The organism is Priestia sp. TGN 0903, assembly GCF_050846855.1.
Taxonomy (GTDB): Bacteria; Bacillota; Bacilli; order Bacillales; family Bacillaceae_H; genus Priestia; species Priestia zanthoxyli.
In genome coordinates this window covers 468,228-484,138 of the sequence record NZ_JBOZGL010000001.1, presented here as the reverse complement: position 1 = coordinate 484,138, position 15,911 = coordinate 468,228, and the positions used below count along the sequence as shown (strand labels likewise).

The 15,911-nt window shown below is 38.0% G+C and carries 15 protein-coding genes and 3 tRNA genes; 11 read left to right on the top strand and 7 right to left on the bottom strand.

The window, feature by feature from the left end:
* Window positions 1-10: 10 nt before the first annotated feature.
* The 3 genes from ACRPLY_RS02520 to ACRPLY_RS02510 all read right to left on the bottom strand — a co-directional run bounded on the left by ACRPLY_RS02520 (window position 11) and on the right by ACRPLY_RS02510 (window position 1,670).
* A complete protein-coding gene (locus ACRPLY_RS02520) occupies window positions 11-244 on the bottom strand; it encodes a hypothetical protein (RefSeq protein ID WP_049164408.1) in 234 nt (77 codons plus the stop codon).
* Window positions 245-340: 96 nt separating this feature from the next.
* A complete protein-coding gene (locus tag ACRPLY_RS02515) occupies window positions 341-1,462 on the bottom strand; it encodes a GerAB/ArcD/ProY family transporter (protein WP_367077246.1) in 1,122 nt (373 codons plus the stop codon).
* A 22-nt stretch (window positions 1,463-1,484) separates the two neighbouring features.
* Window positions 1,485-1,670, bottom strand: coding sequence for a hypothetical protein (locus ACRPLY_RS02510; protein ID WP_028413446.1), 186 nt, complete (start codon window positions 1,668-1,670; stop codon window positions 1,485-1,487).
* Window positions 1,671-1,966: 296 nt separating this feature from the next.
* Between ACRPLY_RS02510 and ACRPLY_RS02505 the strand changes: the two genes are divergently transcribed.
* The 6 genes from ACRPLY_RS02505 (at window position 1,967) to ACRPLY_RS02480 (ending at window position 6,099) form a co-directional block, all read left to right on the top strand.
* Entirely contained in the window at window positions 1,967-2,236 is a 270-nt protein-coding gene (locus ACRPLY_RS02505; protein WP_367077245.1) for a hypothetical protein, read from the top strand.
* A gap of 339 nt (window positions 2,237-2,575) precedes the next feature.
* The gene (locus ACRPLY_RS02500) at window positions 2,576-3,970 is read left to right on the top strand and encodes a phospholipase D-like domain-containing protein (RefSeq protein WP_049164415.1); all 1,395 of its coding nucleotides are present in this window, start codon (window positions 2,576-2,578) and stop codon (window positions 3,968-3,970) included.
* A gap of 239 nt (window positions 3,971-4,209) precedes the next feature.
* A tRNA-Trp gene (locus ACRPLY_RS02495) sits at window positions 4,210-4,283 on the top strand.
* Between the two features lie 26 nt (window positions 4,284-4,309).
* A tRNA-Leu gene (locus tag ACRPLY_RS02490) sits at window positions 4,310-4,391 on the top strand.
* A gap of 20 nt (window positions 4,392-4,411) precedes the next feature.
* A tRNA-Gly gene (locus ACRPLY_RS02485) sits at window positions 4,412-4,483 on the top strand.
* 215 nt (window positions 4,484-4,698) lie between these two features.
* Window positions 4,699-6,099: a Na+/H+ antiporter NhaC family protein gene (locus tag ACRPLY_RS02480; protein WP_049164418.1), complete on the top strand. Its 1,401-nt coding sequence runs from the start codon at window positions 4,699-4,701 to the stop codon at window positions 6,097-6,099.
* Between the two features lie 197 nt (window positions 6,100-6,296).
* Here the strand turns inward: ACRPLY_RS02480 and ACRPLY_RS02475 are convergent, their stop codons facing one another.
* Genes ACRPLY_RS02475 through ACRPLY_RS02465 form a run of 3 tightly spaced genes read right to left on the bottom strand, consistent with a single transcriptional unit; the run spans window position 6,297 to window position 10,253 of the window.
* Window positions 6,297-7,397, bottom strand: coding sequence for a GerAB/ArcD/ProY family transporter (locus ACRPLY_RS02475; protein WP_432231520.1), 1,101 nt, complete (start codon window positions 7,395-7,397; stop codon window positions 6,297-6,299).
* A gap of 20 nt (window positions 7,398-7,417) precedes the next feature.
* Window positions 7,418-8,641, bottom strand: a complete 1,224-nt coding sequence (locus ACRPLY_RS02470; protein ID WP_432231519.1) for a Ger(x)C family spore germination protein — start codon at window positions 8,639-8,641, stop codon at window positions 7,418-7,420.
* A complete protein-coding gene (locus ACRPLY_RS02465) occupies window positions 8,631-10,253 on the bottom strand; it encodes a spore germination protein (protein ID WP_325076786.1) in 1,623 nt (540 codons plus the stop codon). The genes ACRPLY_RS02470 and ACRPLY_RS02465 overlap by 11 nt, the downstream gene beginning before the upstream one ends.
* Window positions 10,254-10,399: 146 nt before the next feature.
* Here ACRPLY_RS02465 and ACRPLY_RS02460 point away from each other — a divergent pair, with 146 nt between their 5' ends.
* The 3 genes from ACRPLY_RS02460 to ACRPLY_RS02450 all read left to right on the top strand — a co-directional run bounded on the left by ACRPLY_RS02460 (window position 10,400) and on the right by ACRPLY_RS02450 (window position 11,530).
* Window positions 10,400-10,624, top strand: a complete 225-nt coding sequence (locus ACRPLY_RS02460) for a hypothetical protein (protein WP_325076787.1) — start codon at window positions 10,400-10,402, stop codon at window positions 10,622-10,624.
* 82 nt (window positions 10,625-10,706) lie between these two features.
* Window positions 10,707-11,219 carry a GNAT family N-acetyltransferase gene (locus ACRPLY_RS02455; RefSeq protein ID WP_325076788.1) on the top strand — a complete coding sequence of 171 codons (513 nt, stop codon included), beginning with the start codon at window positions 10,707-10,709 and terminating at the stop codon, window positions 11,217-11,219.
* 188 nt (window positions 11,220-11,407) lie between these two features.
* A complete protein-coding gene (locus ACRPLY_RS02450) occupies window positions 11,408-11,530 on the top strand; it encodes a YjcZ family sporulation protein (protein ID WP_013083059.1) in 123 nt (40 codons plus the stop codon).
* Between the two features lie 73 nt (window positions 11,531-11,603).
* Here ACRPLY_RS02450 and ACRPLY_RS02445 read toward each other — a convergent pair whose 3' ends face one another.
* Window positions 11,604-12,542 (bottom strand): VanW family protein, encoded by a 939-nt coding sequence (locus tag ACRPLY_RS02445; RefSeq protein WP_014460203.1) that lies wholly within the window; start codon window positions 12,540-12,542, stop codon window positions 11,604-11,606.
* 178 nt (window positions 12,543-12,720) lie between these two features.
* On the opposite strand from ACRPLY_RS02445, the gene ACRPLY_RS02440 reads away from it, so the two are divergent.
* Together ACRPLY_RS02440 and ACRPLY_RS02435 are read left to right on the top strand one after the other, a co-directional pair.
* On the top strand, window positions 12,721-13,536 hold the full coding sequence (locus ACRPLY_RS02440; RefSeq protein WP_014460202.1) for a hypothetical protein: 816 nt from the start codon (window positions 12,721-12,723) through the stop codon (window positions 13,534-13,536).
* Window positions 13,537-13,834: 298 nt separating this feature from the next.
* Window positions 13,835-15,901, top strand: coding sequence for an FUSC family protein (locus tag ACRPLY_RS02435; protein ID WP_325076792.1), 2,067 nt, complete (start codon window positions 13,835-13,837; stop codon window positions 15,899-15,901).
* Window positions 15,902-15,911 lie beyond the last annotated feature (10 nt).

Sequence of the window (15,911 nt, the reverse complement as noted above, 5' to 3'; positions counted from 1 at the left end):
GTCTTACGTATTAAGATAATAAATGAAGTAAAAATATGCTGATTGGCCTGAAGATAGCAGCTGATAAATCAGAAGGATTTGGAACATATAAACCCAGTGCTTTACAGATGCTTACGGACATTCCAATTGCAAGAACTGTGTAGAATAGCCATAATTCTTTCTTCGCTTTTTTTTGCCGTAAGTTAGGTACTTCAGACCAAATGACGAGCGTGCAAACAATAAGTAACCCCAATACCCCTAGCATAGACTAGCTCCTATACATGAATAATTAATGTTATATTTTCCAGAAAAATAACTACTTATACTGAAGGTGCATTCTCTATTAAAGGTTTTTGATTTTTTAGTCGCTGTTCGAAGAATGCTGCTTTTTGTTTTGAATAAATCCTGCAATTAAAAGGAAAAGCGGATATAAGATGCCTACAAGTAAGCTGTAGGGAATCCACGTTTTTGTATCCCAATCTTTTTGATAAGAAACGCTTGGATACACAATAAGGGAAAGTGTAATCATGATGAGTGCGACTGGAAAAGAAAATAGCTTGTAGTCCTTTATATGAAATACATTGGCAAACCCCAAAAGAGTAGCGTAAAAGTAAATGCAAAGCTTAAAAAAGAGCGTAATAAACCACAAAATAGCAATGACCACTTCAATTCCTTGAAGAAAGTTTCCTACATCAATTCTTCTTCCTAATTCATAGCTTGGAAACATGGTGATTTGGGAGTAATAAGGACCAAGCACTAAAATTCCGAGTAAGATTAACGTAACCATCACTAGTCCACCGGCTATATTACCTATATAAAAAGATTGAGTGGACTTTTTTGTGTCTGGTGTATGGGAAGGAAAAATCATAAGCAGAATCGTATAAGTCAAAGAACTCATGCTTAAAAACGTTAAAACAGCCCGAATAAAAGCTTTTGGATGTATTTCGAACACAGGCTGAATATGCTCTATTTTAATTTGCGGAATCATAGACAAAATCAGAAGTCCGAATAATCCGACAAACCAAGGGAATAAAATCTCGGCACTTCGTGCAATAACTTCTATCCCTAGGCGTACTCCTACGATAACCACACCCATAAATGCAATGTGGATGGCTGTAAGCGGCGTGTAGGGAAGAATTTGTGTAGTGAGAAAATTCCCTACATAGTAAAGAACTTGACTGCTGATAAACAAATTGGATAATACAAAAACAGCAGAAACAATCTTTCCAAACAGTTTACCTAAAATTTTTTCGTTCATTTCCATCAGCGTAAGCGTTGGAAACATTTTTCCTAGTGAGGTAAAAAGCAAAACTAAGCCAATTCCTGATGCTACACCGAAAAGTGCTGCAATCCAGGCATCTTGATGAGCATCAGCCGTAATAGCGGCAGGCACAACAATAATTGTGCTTCCGATGCTATATAAAGTTACTAGCTTGCGAAATTGCGCAGCCGACATATTGATTTCATTAAGCAAAATGAGCACATCCTTTTGCCATATACACGAATTAAGTGATCCAACGGAATAATAAGTGACTTAAAGGCTGAAACATTGCTTCTACCCAATCAGAAGGGTTCGGTAGAGGCAGCCGAAAGATTTTTGCAAGAGCGATCATGATACTGATTGTCATGAATACAATAAAAATTTTCCGTTCTTTTTTATGAGAGTGTTGAGGTAATCTTTTTATTTCCATCCATATAACCCCTGCACAAATGATCAAAAAGGAAAGAAACAAGTGCATGCAGTCAACCCCAATATATTTTGACGTTCAAATAAGCTATTCGTATGATGTCCGCTAAAGAAAGTGATTATACATTTATGTAAAATATAGAAATTATTTCAAGGGATAAAAGATATCATTGGACGCTCTTAAATAATAAAGGAAGTTGTTATGCGGAATATTTACGCAGCTTCAACCTATTGAAACGTCGTATGAATAAGTGGAAAAATGCCACACTATAGAGTGAACAAATGGAAAGGAGCACTATGATGAAAAAATTCCCATATAACAAAGATAAACAACAATCGTTTCAAGCAGCACAGCAGGGGCATAAAGAAGCAGTAGATGCATATGAACAGGCAAATGAAGCTAAAAATGATGCATCCTATGGACATGAAGCGAAGCAAGTGATAGGTGAAGTGAACGAAGCCTCTCAGCAAATCGAGAATGCGCTTGAAAATGCTTCTGAAACACAGCGTCAGCGTTTAACTGAGTTTCAGCAAGACATAAAAGATATGGAAAACGACCTTAATCAATAAAAGAGCCGCTGTTTTACTTACACTTAGAGCAGGTTCACAATAGGGTATAAATTGCAAAAGCAGAAGATAATGAACTTCTGCTTTTTTTTATTGGCAGAGTGAATGTAGGTTTCGTGTATATAATGGCTTCTAGGAGTTGTTTGGAGGGCAAGGCGAAGGCTCCTGCAGGAGCGGAAGCGAAGGCTTGCACGGAAATCAACAGTAGTGTAACAAATAATCCATCATTCCATTCTTATTTTAAAAGGTATAGAAGTTAAAAAAGTAAGAATCCTAATAAAAACAGAACGATAAGAATGGAAAGGGATTGTGACAGGAAACATGCTAATAAATATACTAATAATGATTGTCGTATTGTACTTCATATATGTATTCGTAACTGCAGTGGTACTGTTTTATGTCCCTTTGCACAAGGGAAAAGACTTAAAAGTAATGAATACTGAGAATTTTTACGGAAAGAAAGAATCCACAGACCGTATTATGCTTTTGGAAAACGGTTATTTTTCAGGGCTTGTTCGGATGCAGATGATTCAAGAAGCGAGGCATACAATCGATATTGCGTACTTTTCCATCGGCAAAGGTCGTTCGTCGGATTTACTTATGGGTGCTTTATTCGAAGCTGCGGACCGAGGTATACGTATTCGAGTGCTGTTAGACGGGATCTCTCATGGGTTAAAAGGCAAGAGAAAAAATGTTCTTTATGCTCTAGCTTTCCACAATAATATTGAATTAAAGTACTATGAGCCCTTTACTATTCTTAAACCTTGGACATGGCATAACCGTCTTCACGATAAAATAATAGTAGTCGATGGCCAATTAGGTATTAGTGGAGGACGAAATATTGGAGATAAATACTTGGCCAGTCAACCGGATAAAAATTTTGTCTATGACCGTGATGTGCTGATTTATAATACAAAGCAAGAAAGTAATAGTGTCATTCTTTCAATGGAGAAGTATGTAGAGAAATTATGGAACCACCCGTATACGCGCAAAGCTTTTCCAAAGCTCAAGAAAACTAAACAATTTCGTGGCCTTTCAGGAAAGAAATTGTTAATAGATCAATACGAAGAGGCCAAAAAAGCAAACGAACCCTTTGTCCATCCCTATATTGTATGGAGAGAATCAACGATGCCTACAAGAAAGGTTTCTTTTATTACAAATCCTATTCAACGAATGAATAAAAGCCCTTTTATATGGAAAACGTTTATTAAGCTTTCCGAGCAAGCTGAAAAATCCATTGTCGTTCAAAGTCCTTATATTGTACCAACAAAAGAGATGGAACAGTATATAGATAAGTCAGTAAAATCTAAAGTGCAAAGAATTATTTTAACGAATTCTATTACGTCCACTCCGAATGCTATGGCTTTTTCTGCATACTTAGGAGTAAAAAATCGCGTCATAAAAGCGGCTTCAAAGCTTTATGAATATCAACAGCCTTATTCCATTCACGGGAAATCCGTTGTTTACGACCAGCGTTTGAGCGCAGTTGGTTCTTTTAACTTAGATTCACGTTCTGTATTTTTAAATACTGAATCTATGGTTATGATAGATAGTGAAGAATTTGCAGCCGAGCTAACAGGGGCTATTGAAACTAAAATTTCTCACAGTACGCTTGTGGGAAATGAGGGGGAACCTGTGGATTTTAATACGGATTCTCAAAAAAACGTGCCTCCTGTAAAATCTGCACTCCTCCATATTCTTTCAGTCTTCACGCGATTTTGGAGACATTTTGTATAGTTCTGCACTTTTCCTAAAAAAGTGCTTTTACAGAAAGCTTATAAAAATAAATGGTAGAGGATAAAAGGTGCTGCAACTGGTGGTGGGAAGTGTGAAAAGCTGTGATATGCCTCACAGTTTTTTTGAAGTCGCCAGTACTAGTCATGATTCATAAAAAGACCTATTGACGAAATTCCATATATGTTTTATTATAATATAGCGTCGTCAATAAACGAGGTTCTTTTGAAGAAATCATTTCTAGGGGCATAGTTTAAAGGTAGAACTACGGTCTCCAAAACCGTCAGTGTGGGTTCGATTCCTACTGCCCCTGCCATTTTGGAGTTATTTTTCAATTCACACGCGGGTGTGGCGGAATTGGCAGACGCGCTAGACTTAGGATCTAGTGTCTTATGACGTGGGGGTTCAAGTCCCTTCACCCGCATCTTTACTTTTATATATTGCGCGGAAGTAGTTCAGTGGTAGAACACCACCTTGCCAAGGTGGGGGTCGCGAGTTCGAACCTCGTCTTCCGCTTCTTTTCAAAAGCAGTTTGCATGTGCAAACTGCTTTTTTTGTTGTAGAAATAAAGATTTTTACTATGCTGTTTTTAATTAGAAATAGTTTATTCAATCAGTGCTGCTTATACGTATCGTTTTCGTGAATATACACATATTATTGGGGTTACATTAAAAGCTAATGAACGATACGTGAAGACGTCTAATATGGTTTTTAAGATAGGGGAGAGTCCTATGGAATCTAGTTGGTTTTCAATTATACCGTTTTTAATTGTTATTCCAATAGCTATTTTCACCAAACAAGTGCTGCCAGGTTTGTTTTTAGGCTTATTAGTAGGCGCTTATTTGATTGATCATTCGATTGTCGGAGGTGTTGAAAAGTTACTTCACTACGTTGTACAAGCTCTTAGAAATAAAAGTAATATAGAAATCGTTGTCTTTTTATACGCGTTTTCAGGGCTTATCGGAATGATTAAGATGGCTGGAGGAGTTAAAGGTTTTGTGGAAACAGCTGCAGAAAGAATTGATACAAGAAAAAAAGCTCTTATTTTAACCTATGTTTCAACCATTGGAACATTCAGTGCTCCCACCTTTCGTTTTGTGACGATCGCGCCCATTATGAGAGCGCTGCTAAAAAAAGTGAAAATGACGACAGCAGAGCTAGGGTTTGTTATTGAAACAACTGCTACTCCCGTTATCGTCTTAATTCCCGTGGCAACGGCATTTGTAGGATATATGGTCTCAATCATTCAAATGGCAATTGATCATCAAGGCATAAAACAAGACGCTTATTCTTTGTTTATTCAAAGCATTCCTTATAATTTCTTTTCGATTGTGATTATTTTAGTAGGAATTTATTTCAGCTTTTTTCATCATTCAACGTCTACGGCTCCTATGAAGCTCGAGGAAGAAGACGAAAAAGATTGGCATGATTGTCATCCTTGCGTCTCGAAGGATTTGCCTTCTAAGCCTTGGAATTTGTTAGTACCTTTACTTGTTGTGATTTCACTTACCTTACTTTTAACATGGTGGAGTGGACATCGTAAGAGTCACAGCTTTTTTGAAGCATTTATTAAAGCAGACGTGTTAGAAGCGATGGTAGTAGCTTTAATTATGACTACGTTAATTACCCTCATTTTTTTCTTGTTTCAGCGCTTTACATTACAGAATTTGCTTAATGGTTTTATCACAGGAGGCAATGACTTGATGTCCGTTATTTTGTTGTTATCGGTAGTATGGGGATTATCCGCTGTTACAGAAGACTTAGGTTTTTCAAATTTCGTGACGGCACATTCTAAGTGGATTCCTCAAATGTTTGTCACTCCGTTCATGTTTATCTTTGGAGCCGCTATTTCTTACTTTATCGGATCTGCTTGGGGAACGTGGGGGATTTTAATGCCGCTTGGCGTATCGCTTGCAAGTTCTGCAGATCTTTCTTTGCCGTTAATTATCGGTGCGGTGTTTGCGAGCGGTTCCTTTGGAGCGTTTTCTTCACCTTTAAGCGATGATACGAATACCATCGCCAAAATATTAGATTTATCTGTTATTGAATATGCCAAATATAAATTAAAGCCAGCTTTAATTGCAGCGGGAATAACAGTTGCTTTCTATCTTGTTGTATCTTTCTTATTTTGAATGAGAAAAATAGCCGTCTAGTATCAATTTTTCATTTTTTTTAATTTAAAGTATGCATACAGTCCTAATGACAGGCACACTAGGATGATACAAGTAAGCGGAAATAAGATGGTATTAACAAAATGATCATAAAACCATATATACACGCACATCACCTCAATAATTTTAACGCCATTTTTTTATTTAGTAGAGATACACTATCTGTGCTGCTTCTTCCTATTCTTCAAAAAGGCGATAATCAGAAGCAGTAGGGGTACGATAGAAAATAGCGGCATATGCAAAAGAAATCTCGCTACGTGCAGTCCTTCATAAAGGTGTTCTTGAAAATTACTAGCGATTGTAATCGACAAAAATAACACAATGATGCCTAAAGGATACGCTAGACGTGAAGGAGATTTAATTTTAAATAAAGTAGCTGTACCTATTATAGAAGCATAAAACAAGATGCTAACTTTGAAATAAATCCCAATCACCATAGCGAACATAAAAAATACATCTAGACGCTCTAAAAAATCAGCTACTTGGATCGTTTGGACAGTACTAAGAAGAGGGAACTGTGATCTTGTCGTCAGATCAACTCCAAGCACACTAATGTTAATAATCATTGTAATAATTAAATTAATTCCGCTTAATCCCGTTGCACATATCATGGTAACACTTGCTTTTTTAGGATTACTTAAGTAAGGAAGAAGCATGGTAAATACAATAGCCTCTGTGAAAGGAAAATACAGCGTTTCGGTTAAAGCAACTTTTGCAACAGGGAGCACTCCTTCTTTTAATACCGGCTGTAAATTCTTGAAATCAATTAACCCTGAGCTAATAATTAAAATGAAGCCTGCAACAGCCAGAAAATACATAAAAATAAACAGAAGCTCTCCTGATCTCGCTATCGCTTCAATTCCTTTTCGGGTAATATAGATAATGACCAGCATCAATAAGGCATTGGCAATAAATAGAGGCGTATCGGGATAAGCAAAAGTAAGAAGCATCTCTCCGAAATCTCTTAGAACTCGTGATGCATCGTATAAAAAATAGACAATGTATACAAATGCAAGAAGTGTTCCCAATACCTTACCTAAAATTTTCTGCATATATTCTGTAGGCAGGAGGTCCGGATAGTAGGAATAGAGTTTATGATAGACTAAAAAGAAAAGAAAGCTACACAGCATTCCAATTAAAATAGCTAGCCATGCATCTTGCTTCGCTCCCATTGCAAGAGGGACTAATAGAGCGCTTCCCAGTTCAAATAAAACCATGAGAATAAATAATTGAGTGGCGCTAATTTTTGCTTTTTCCATATACCCAGTACCTCCTTATCTTAGTGTTGTTTTTCTTTTACGCTAGAAAGAAATGACTTATTGCGCAGACCTGTTCGGCGAATATAAGCTTCTACCGTAACGTCTACATCTAATTTTGGAAAGTAAACGTCATCCCATTCTGATTTGAGTTTTTCCCACTGATTGGGGCGTGTGCGTTCCAACGCTGCTCCAAAACCAAAAATGTCAACTTTGTCTGTCTGAGCTTGTTTAATAGCTGTTTGTAATTCTTTTTTTATTTCTTTACCTGCAGCTTTTTCCATTTTTTTGATTACAGCAGGTTGACGTGTATCAACAGGGACCTCCACTTCTCCAAGATCGCCTTCTACGCGAGTGTGAACGGACGCATAAGGTTTTCCTTTTATCACCTTTACAGATACATCCGTTTTTTGACGAACTGTTTGATAGGCAAGCGCTTCTTTTTTTCCTTTCCAATCTACATTAATATCGGTTCCTTGTATTTTATCAAGGATCCAAACGCTTCCTCTGGCTGGACTATTGTACAACCAGTCGATTAACTTTCCATTTTTAAAAACAGCAATGCCAGAAGCACGAAGGGTAGCTTCTGGTGCGCTTTGCTGGAGATTATCTAATTTTTCTGCTTGTTGAGGATTTCCAACTAAACGAAAACCCGATACTAGCGCTTCTCCTCCGGGAGATTCAAGAGATCTCATGACTTCTTGAAAGGGAACCTTTAGGTTTTCTCCCCATTTTCTTTGAGTGAACTCCAGCGTTTTCATAATTTTGTTTGCTGGAATTTTATCGACAGGCGTTAGTGCTTTTACCAAATCAGCAGCACTTGACTGGTTTGCGATGACTAAGGAAGTCGTAATTCGAAACTCAGGATCGCGATCAATAGAATCAATAAGAATGTTAATTCCTTCTTCACGCGCTAGTTTTTCTCCAATCACGACTAAGTTAGTATGGGCATAATAAAGTCTTCGGGAAATTCTAGCTGAAGCGCGTCTGCTTGCTTCAACTAAATTATCACCGGAAGCAGAATAGATCGTAACAGGCGGACTTTGAGTACCGCCGCCCCCTTGTAAGCCAGCTACATTTCCTGGGTTAATAATTTGAAAGGTAAGCTCATACCGCCCATCTTTCGTTTTATCAATGCCCATTGCCGATACAAATGCAAGGTCCGTTAACTCTTTTTTACTCCAGCAGCTAGTAAGCAATACCATCATTATGGTCATTACCAGTAAAAATAAACTTTTACGTTTCATTTTGATCATCTTCTTCCAATTCCTGATTAATCATGCCTCTTGAAGAAGGAGGCTCAGGCTTTTGATGTTTGCTTTGACGAACTTTGTTATCACTAATTAATTTAGGTCTTCTTCTCATCGTCCACCAAGGTAACCGCAGCAATGTATCTTCATTGCTTGTAGGAATAAAGGGTGCTAATGGCGTCATGTAAGGAACACCAAATGAACGTAAGCTGCACAGGTGTCCAACCCCTATTAAAAGAATAAGGATAATGCCATAGAAACCGAATGTAGCCGCGCCTAGTATAAATAAAAAACGAATTAAACGCGCTGAAATAGCCATATCGAAAGACGGTGTGGCAAAGCTAGCAATGGCTGTAATCGATACAATAATAACCATCGCTGGTGAGACGATTCCTGCTTGAACCGCCGCTTGCCCAATAACAAGAGCTCCGACGATTGATACAGCAGAGCCGATAGCTTTTGGTAAACGAATCCCTGCTTCACGCAAAATTTCAAAGGTGACTTCCATAAAAAAAGCTTCCACGAACGCGGGAAATGGAACGGATTCTCGCTGTGCCGCAAGAGCTACGATAAGCGTTGTAGGTACCATCTCTTGATGAAATGTCGTAACCGCAACATACGTAGCAGGAGCGATAAGTGAAATCATAAACATAAACACCCGCAAAAGACGAATGGATGTGGCAATATCAAAGCGTGCGTAGTAATCTTCAGCCGATTGGAAAAATTGAATGAACAATGCTGGAGCAATAAGTACAAAAGGAGTTCCATCCACAAAAATAGCAATTCTTCCTTCCAAAAGGTTACCCGCCACCACATCGGGTCTTTCTGTGTTGTAAATAGTTGGAAATGGAGTGGCCGTTTGATCTTCAATTAGCTGCTCAACATAACCTGATTCCAAAATACTATCAATATCAATGTTTTTTAATCGCTTTCGAATTTCTTTTACAACTTTATCGTTTGCGATGCCATGAATATACATAAGAGTGACATCCGTTTTAGTTACCCGGCCAATCTTCATCGATTCTAGCCATAAGTCAGGTGTTTTAATAATTCGGCGAACCATGGCTAAGTTTGTGCCAATAGACTCAGTAAAGGCACCTTTTGGTCCCCGCACTACCATTTGGGTAGTAGATTCTGAAATAGCACGCTTTTCACCGCCTTGTGTACTCACGCTGAGTACGCGGTTTATGCCATCGACAATAAGAAGGCTGTCTCCTGACATCAAAGAAGAAAGTAAATCATTCCAGTTGTCTGCAAACGATACGTTGCCAATTGTTACGATGTCTTCGGAAATTAACTCTAATGCATTTTGATCGTTTAGGTTATTTTTTTGATTATCTTTCATAAGAGACTGCAGTAAGTAATCTTGAATAGCCTGATTATCTACAATCCCTTCTATGTAGACGATAGCAGCAGCCAAGCTGTTATTGACACCTAGTTTAAAATGACGAATCACAATATCTGAGCTGTTTCCAGTTTTCTCTTTAATGAGGGTAAGATTCTCAGACAGCAAATTCTTAAGAGAAGAAGCTGTTTGTTCGCTGCTTGTTTGATTTGCCTGAGGTGGAAGTTTACTTTTAGACTTTTGATTTTTAAAGAACGAAGGCATAAATGAAAGCACCCTTACTTTAGTTTTTATTAATTTGACCAAAAACCGTATAATTATGTAATTTTTAACAAAAAATCTTTTGCATGACGGTAAATGAAAATGACGACCCTATGAGGTAAGTAACGATTAGGTAAGGAGAGAAAATAATGAAAATTATTGGAGTTAGCCTGCTGCTATTTGGAGCTGTGATCGCTCTTTCTGTAGGAATTGATCTTTTTCAAGGAATGAACGTACTGCAGGCACTATACAATGCTTTAAGCACGTTTCGTGTAATGGAAGTGGCCGAATTATTTGTCCTTTTTTCTCTTTTGTTTTTCTTTTTCGCAGAGTCACTTTACCTTGTTTTAAAGAAGCGTCAACAAAAGCACTAGTAACTTGGTGCAAAGAGGTTTTTATATCTTCACTATCGAAACAAGCGTATAGAAAGATAGCTTTGAGATAGGGGAGAAACACATGAACATTGAGACTAGCAGACTACTAATACGCAAATTTAAATATGAGGATTGGCAAGATGTCTACACATATACATCTGATGCTACTGTCATGAAGTACATACCAGAAGGTGTTTTTAGTAAGGATAATGCGAAGAAATTTGTAAATGAAAATATGAAAGAAAACGTTAAAAATTTTCCAGTTGTATTAAAAAACGAAAAAATCTTAATAGGTCATATCGTCTTTTTTACCTATTTTGGGGACCATACTTATGAAATTGGCTGGGTATTTAATTCTCTCTATCATCAGAAAGGATATGCTTCAGAAGCGGCAAAAGCAATAGTGGACTATGGCTTTAACATAATGAAACTGCATCGGATTATTGCTACTTGTCAACCTGAGAATACGTCTTCTTATCGTGTTATGGAGAAGATCGGGATGAGAAGAGAAGGGTATTTTAAAAAATGTATTCCAACTGAAAAAGGATGGTGGGATGAATATTATTACGCGATTTTAAAGGAAGAGTGGAAATGAGCTTTACTTTTATGCAATTACATTTTCCGAGTTATAAAGACGAAAACAAGCCCGATTTTTAAAAAATGAGCAGGACAGCAAACCAAAACGTCTAGGCAGACATACAATAAGCTATCCATGAGAAACACCCCATGTTTGAACCTTCTTTGTTTTAGCATCAGAAAATCACATTGAAAGGGAGTGCTTGTATGTCTAATGCTGGATGTGGATTCGGTTCTGGTTTCGCTTTATTAGTTGTATTATTTATTCTATTAGTAATTATTGGATGTAGTTGTTATAGCGGTGGTTACGGTGGCTACTACGGCTGCTAATTATATCACTGAATAGCCTAAAGGATACCCTTTAGGCTTTTTTATGTTCATTATAAAAAGCTGGAAGAGAGGATTAATCAGCAGGCTCAGTATCAACATGCGATTCAATTTTTTTCTCTTTTGGCAAGGGTTCATTAGAAGCCCAAGGCACGCGGCGAGGCTTGTATTCAATCGCATCAGTAGAGTACACGGCCACGCTTACGACTCCGCCATGTACTTGCGCTCGAATCAATAAAGGGTCGCTGTACGTATTTTTAAAATGAAAGTCAGGTCCATACCAGCTGACGGTAGCGTCTCGTCCAGGAGGTACGTAGGAAACACTGCGGCTATGTGAGTAGCGCTGCGTAATCGTTACGCCAGCGTTATCGACGGCATTAAATAAAGTAGAAGAAACTTGGCAAATTCCTCCTCCAACTCCTTCGGAATACTCTCCTTTTACAATGATTGGCGCACGCATATACCCTTTTGCTGCCGTTCTTTTTCCAACGGTTTGGTTAAAAGAGAAAACTTCCCCAGGAAATATGACGCTGCTGTCTAGTGATTCAGCCGCAAGAGAAATATTGTGGGAACGATTTTTATTATGGGGGTTAAATACCGTATGATAATGACCGATTTGCTTAATGCGAATCGTTGCAAGCAGCTCCTTATCCACGCGAGGCGGAACAGGCAGCGTCGGAACTTCTAATGTTGACGTACCGCCGTTAAAAAAATAAGTATAAAATTTCTCCACAAAATCTTTATGATATAGTTTGACACCCGCTTGCTCAGGAACAATTTGTCCGCTTTTATCAATGCGGGCATTTATGGGCTCTCTATATGTTTTTTTATCCAATTCTTTTAGAAGAAGATTGTATCGATCATGATCAACCATAGGTACAGGAAGAAGAGGCACGGCCACTTTGTCCCGTTCAATCTGTTCAATTGGTTTACCGTCATGAGTAATAGATAGGTGGTCTTGTGTAGAAAGAGGTTGAATGAGCATTAAAAGTCCAACCATCCAAGTGAAATTCATATCATATACCTCGCTTTCACCTGTTAGTATGAATAAAATGAACCGTTTAATGTATAGGATTCACAAGCTCTTTTTTGTATTATTTTCCATGAGTCGAGCGTGTAAAAATTTCTATTTATAATTGTATGTGTACTTTCGCATATTACATAGAGAAACTACAAGGTAATGAGGGTAGACAATGACAAAATTAATGATTTTAGTCTTTATGCTTATTAGTTTTTTTGTGCATCCCCAAAAGATGAAAGCAGAAGAAAACCTTACGTACTTTCCGGTAAGTGACACAGGAAAAGTATTAAAGTGGAAACGTGTAGAAAGCTTACTGCCAAAGGGGAAAAAATTTAAAGTTATTGATGTAGAAACCGGTTTTTACTTTTATGTGCAGCGAAGAGCAGGCTCACACCATGCCGATGTTCAGCCGCTTACACGTCAAGATACGAAAGTAATGAAGCACTTATATAATGGAAAATGGAGCTGGAACCGAAGAGCTGTTCTTATTCCGTTTAAAGGCCAAATGCTTGCAGCTTCCATGAACGGAATGCCTCACGGAGCCGGTGCGCTTGACAATGGGTTCCCTGGTCATTTTTGCATTCATTTTGCAGGAAGTACGACTCACAAGTCTCAAAATGTAGATCCAGGTCATCAGTTAATGGTATTAAAAGCAGGAGGAAAGCTTGATGAATATGCATTAAAAGCTGAGCCGGCAGAAGTCGTAAATATGTTTTTAACAGGATTAAAGCAAGATGACGATGCCTTAATGCAGCCGGTTTTGCGCGTGAAGCAAGAGCATAAGCTATGGGCAAAACTGCATAGGATCTCCACCATTTATTATAAAACGGACTTATTTCATGCGAAAAAGTATAAAACAAAAGAGAAAATCGCCGTAGATTGTCTTATTTATTACGAAGATAAAGGGGCTCAAAAGACAACGATGGTTTTTACTTTAAAAAGAAATCCGTTAACCAACGGGTGGGAAATTTCTTCACTTACACTATAATGAGCCATTATTTTTTAAAAACACATCTGACAGAAAACAGATGTGTTTTTAAGCATTTGTTTAGTTCTTTAGCCGTTTGCAATGTTATAGTGAAAAACATACTTACATACGATAGAAAAGAATTAAAAAGGGTATAAGTAATAATATTACTCTTTCTACAAAGAACTTTACAGCACGAAAGGAGAGGGTTTTTATTTTTTCATATTGGTTTAGCCGCTTAGTCGCTGCAGATCCTGGACGAAAAAGGTTCAAAACAGCTTCTAAAGCTACGATCAGTGTCATTACAGCTGTCGTTATTATGCTGATTGTATTAAAAGCAGCGGGAAGCTCTCAAATTACCGCTGCTATTTTATCGGGCGTAATCGGCCTGATGGGTATATTGGTTGTAAATGATGAAACAACAAAAGCAAAAAAAGTGACAACAGGATTAGTAGCACTTTCCAGCGCCGTTTCTCTTGGAATTGGCTCGTTTCTATCACGATATGGACAAGCAGAAAATATCTTTCTCGTTCTATTGGTGTTTTTGTCTTTTTATTTACAGAAATTTGGTATTCGCTATTTTTCCCTGTCGATGGTAGCATTTATGTCGTTTTATTTTGCTTCTATTTTACACGTTACATTTTCTCAGCTGCCGTGGCTGTTAGCTGGCGTTGTAGTAGGAGCCTGCTGTGCATTTATCTATAATTTTGTCATCTTGAAAGACCGACCTGCCAACGTACTGAGGTCTTCAATGAAATCATTTCATATTCAAGTGAATTTGGTGCTTGATTTAATTATTGAGTTAATTCAAAAGAAACAAATTGAACCTGCTCAAATTAAACAATACAACCGCAATATTAAAAAACTAGCGGAGTATGCCCGTGTAGCATCAGAAGAGCTTGGCAATACAGATCCTCACGACATATGGCCTGGCGTAACAGCTGAGCAAATGCGCCTTTATGTATTTGATACAGTGATGCTGCTGCAGACATATTCTCCGGCAATCCGAAAACTCAGTGAATTAAAGGCATTTAATCATTTTGATATTCAGCAGGTGCTGTTAAAGCTAGTGGAATCGATTCGCGAAGCAGAGGTATTAAATGAAAATCCTACTCATTCCTTAACGGATGCAGCTCAGCATCTGCAAGAGCTGCGCCAAAAATTAAGCGAACTCGAACCTCAAGACAAAAGGTATAAAGACTGGCTTTACTTAATACGCCGTATCGAAACAATATCAAATCATGTCATTGATGAAGCGTATGAGCTGCAGCAAGCAATTGTGAAACAAGAAAAACAGCCTCAAAAAGAAGCGGAAGAACAAGAAGACGAAGAGGATAATGATGAAGAAAAAGGATTAAAACCGTCTACGAAAAAGTCTATTCAAGCGGTCATCACTGCTGTTGCGACATTAATATTTGGCTCGTTTTTATCTCCATCGCATCAATATTGGGCGCTCTTAGCAGGCTATTTAGTGCTTCTCGGTACAGAAACGATAGGAAGTACGTTTGTAAAAGCCGTGCAGCGAAGCGTAGGCACGCTTTTAGGAGCAGCTGTCGGCTTTGTTGTTGCAAGCTACGTTTCCCCTGGAATACTTGAAGTAACGCTGCTTTTTATCTGTGTGTTTATGGCTTTTTATTTCTTTCCCATTACGTATTCGTTTATGAGTTTTTGGATTACGATGATGCTGGCCTTTATGTATGACATGCTTCTTGGCGGAATTTCAGAGAGTTTATTGCTGGCCCGCGTGTTAGATACGGTCGTAGGAGTTGGAATTGGCTTAGCCGTATCTGCTCTTGTGTTTCCTAAAAGAACAAGAGATAAAATAACCGACACTTCAGTAGAATACGTAGCGGCTTTAAAAGAATTTGTTCATACTTATTTACATCGTTTTACGAATCAGTACGCATTTGCCAATTTAGCTGATAAAGGAATGGAATTAGAAAAAAAGCTAAAACAGCTTCATGTCGATTCAGATCCTATTATCAAAGGTTTCGTTGGCCGTTCACGTCTTCAGCAATTTTTAACTGTTTTTACCGCTATTAATTATTACGCTAAGCATTTGGTGGCATCTTCTACTAGAAACGAAGCTTTTTATAAGGAAGCAGAATTTCATGGCGTAGTAAAGGAAGTGGAAGAGAAAGTGGCAAGCAACTTCACTCAGCTTGAAAAAGCATTACGAGGAGAAAGAGGAACGTATGTATACACGCTTGAAGATGTAAGACAAAAGATTGAACAATCTTTAGATTATTTTGATACGTCCGTTCAATCAAGAAACTTACAGCATCTGCAGCTGCTGCATAACATTTATTACGTATGGAAAATCAATCAATCGGTTGTTCACTTAGCCAAAGAGCTAGGAGCAGAAGAAATAAGCAATGAAGAATAAAAAACCAGCG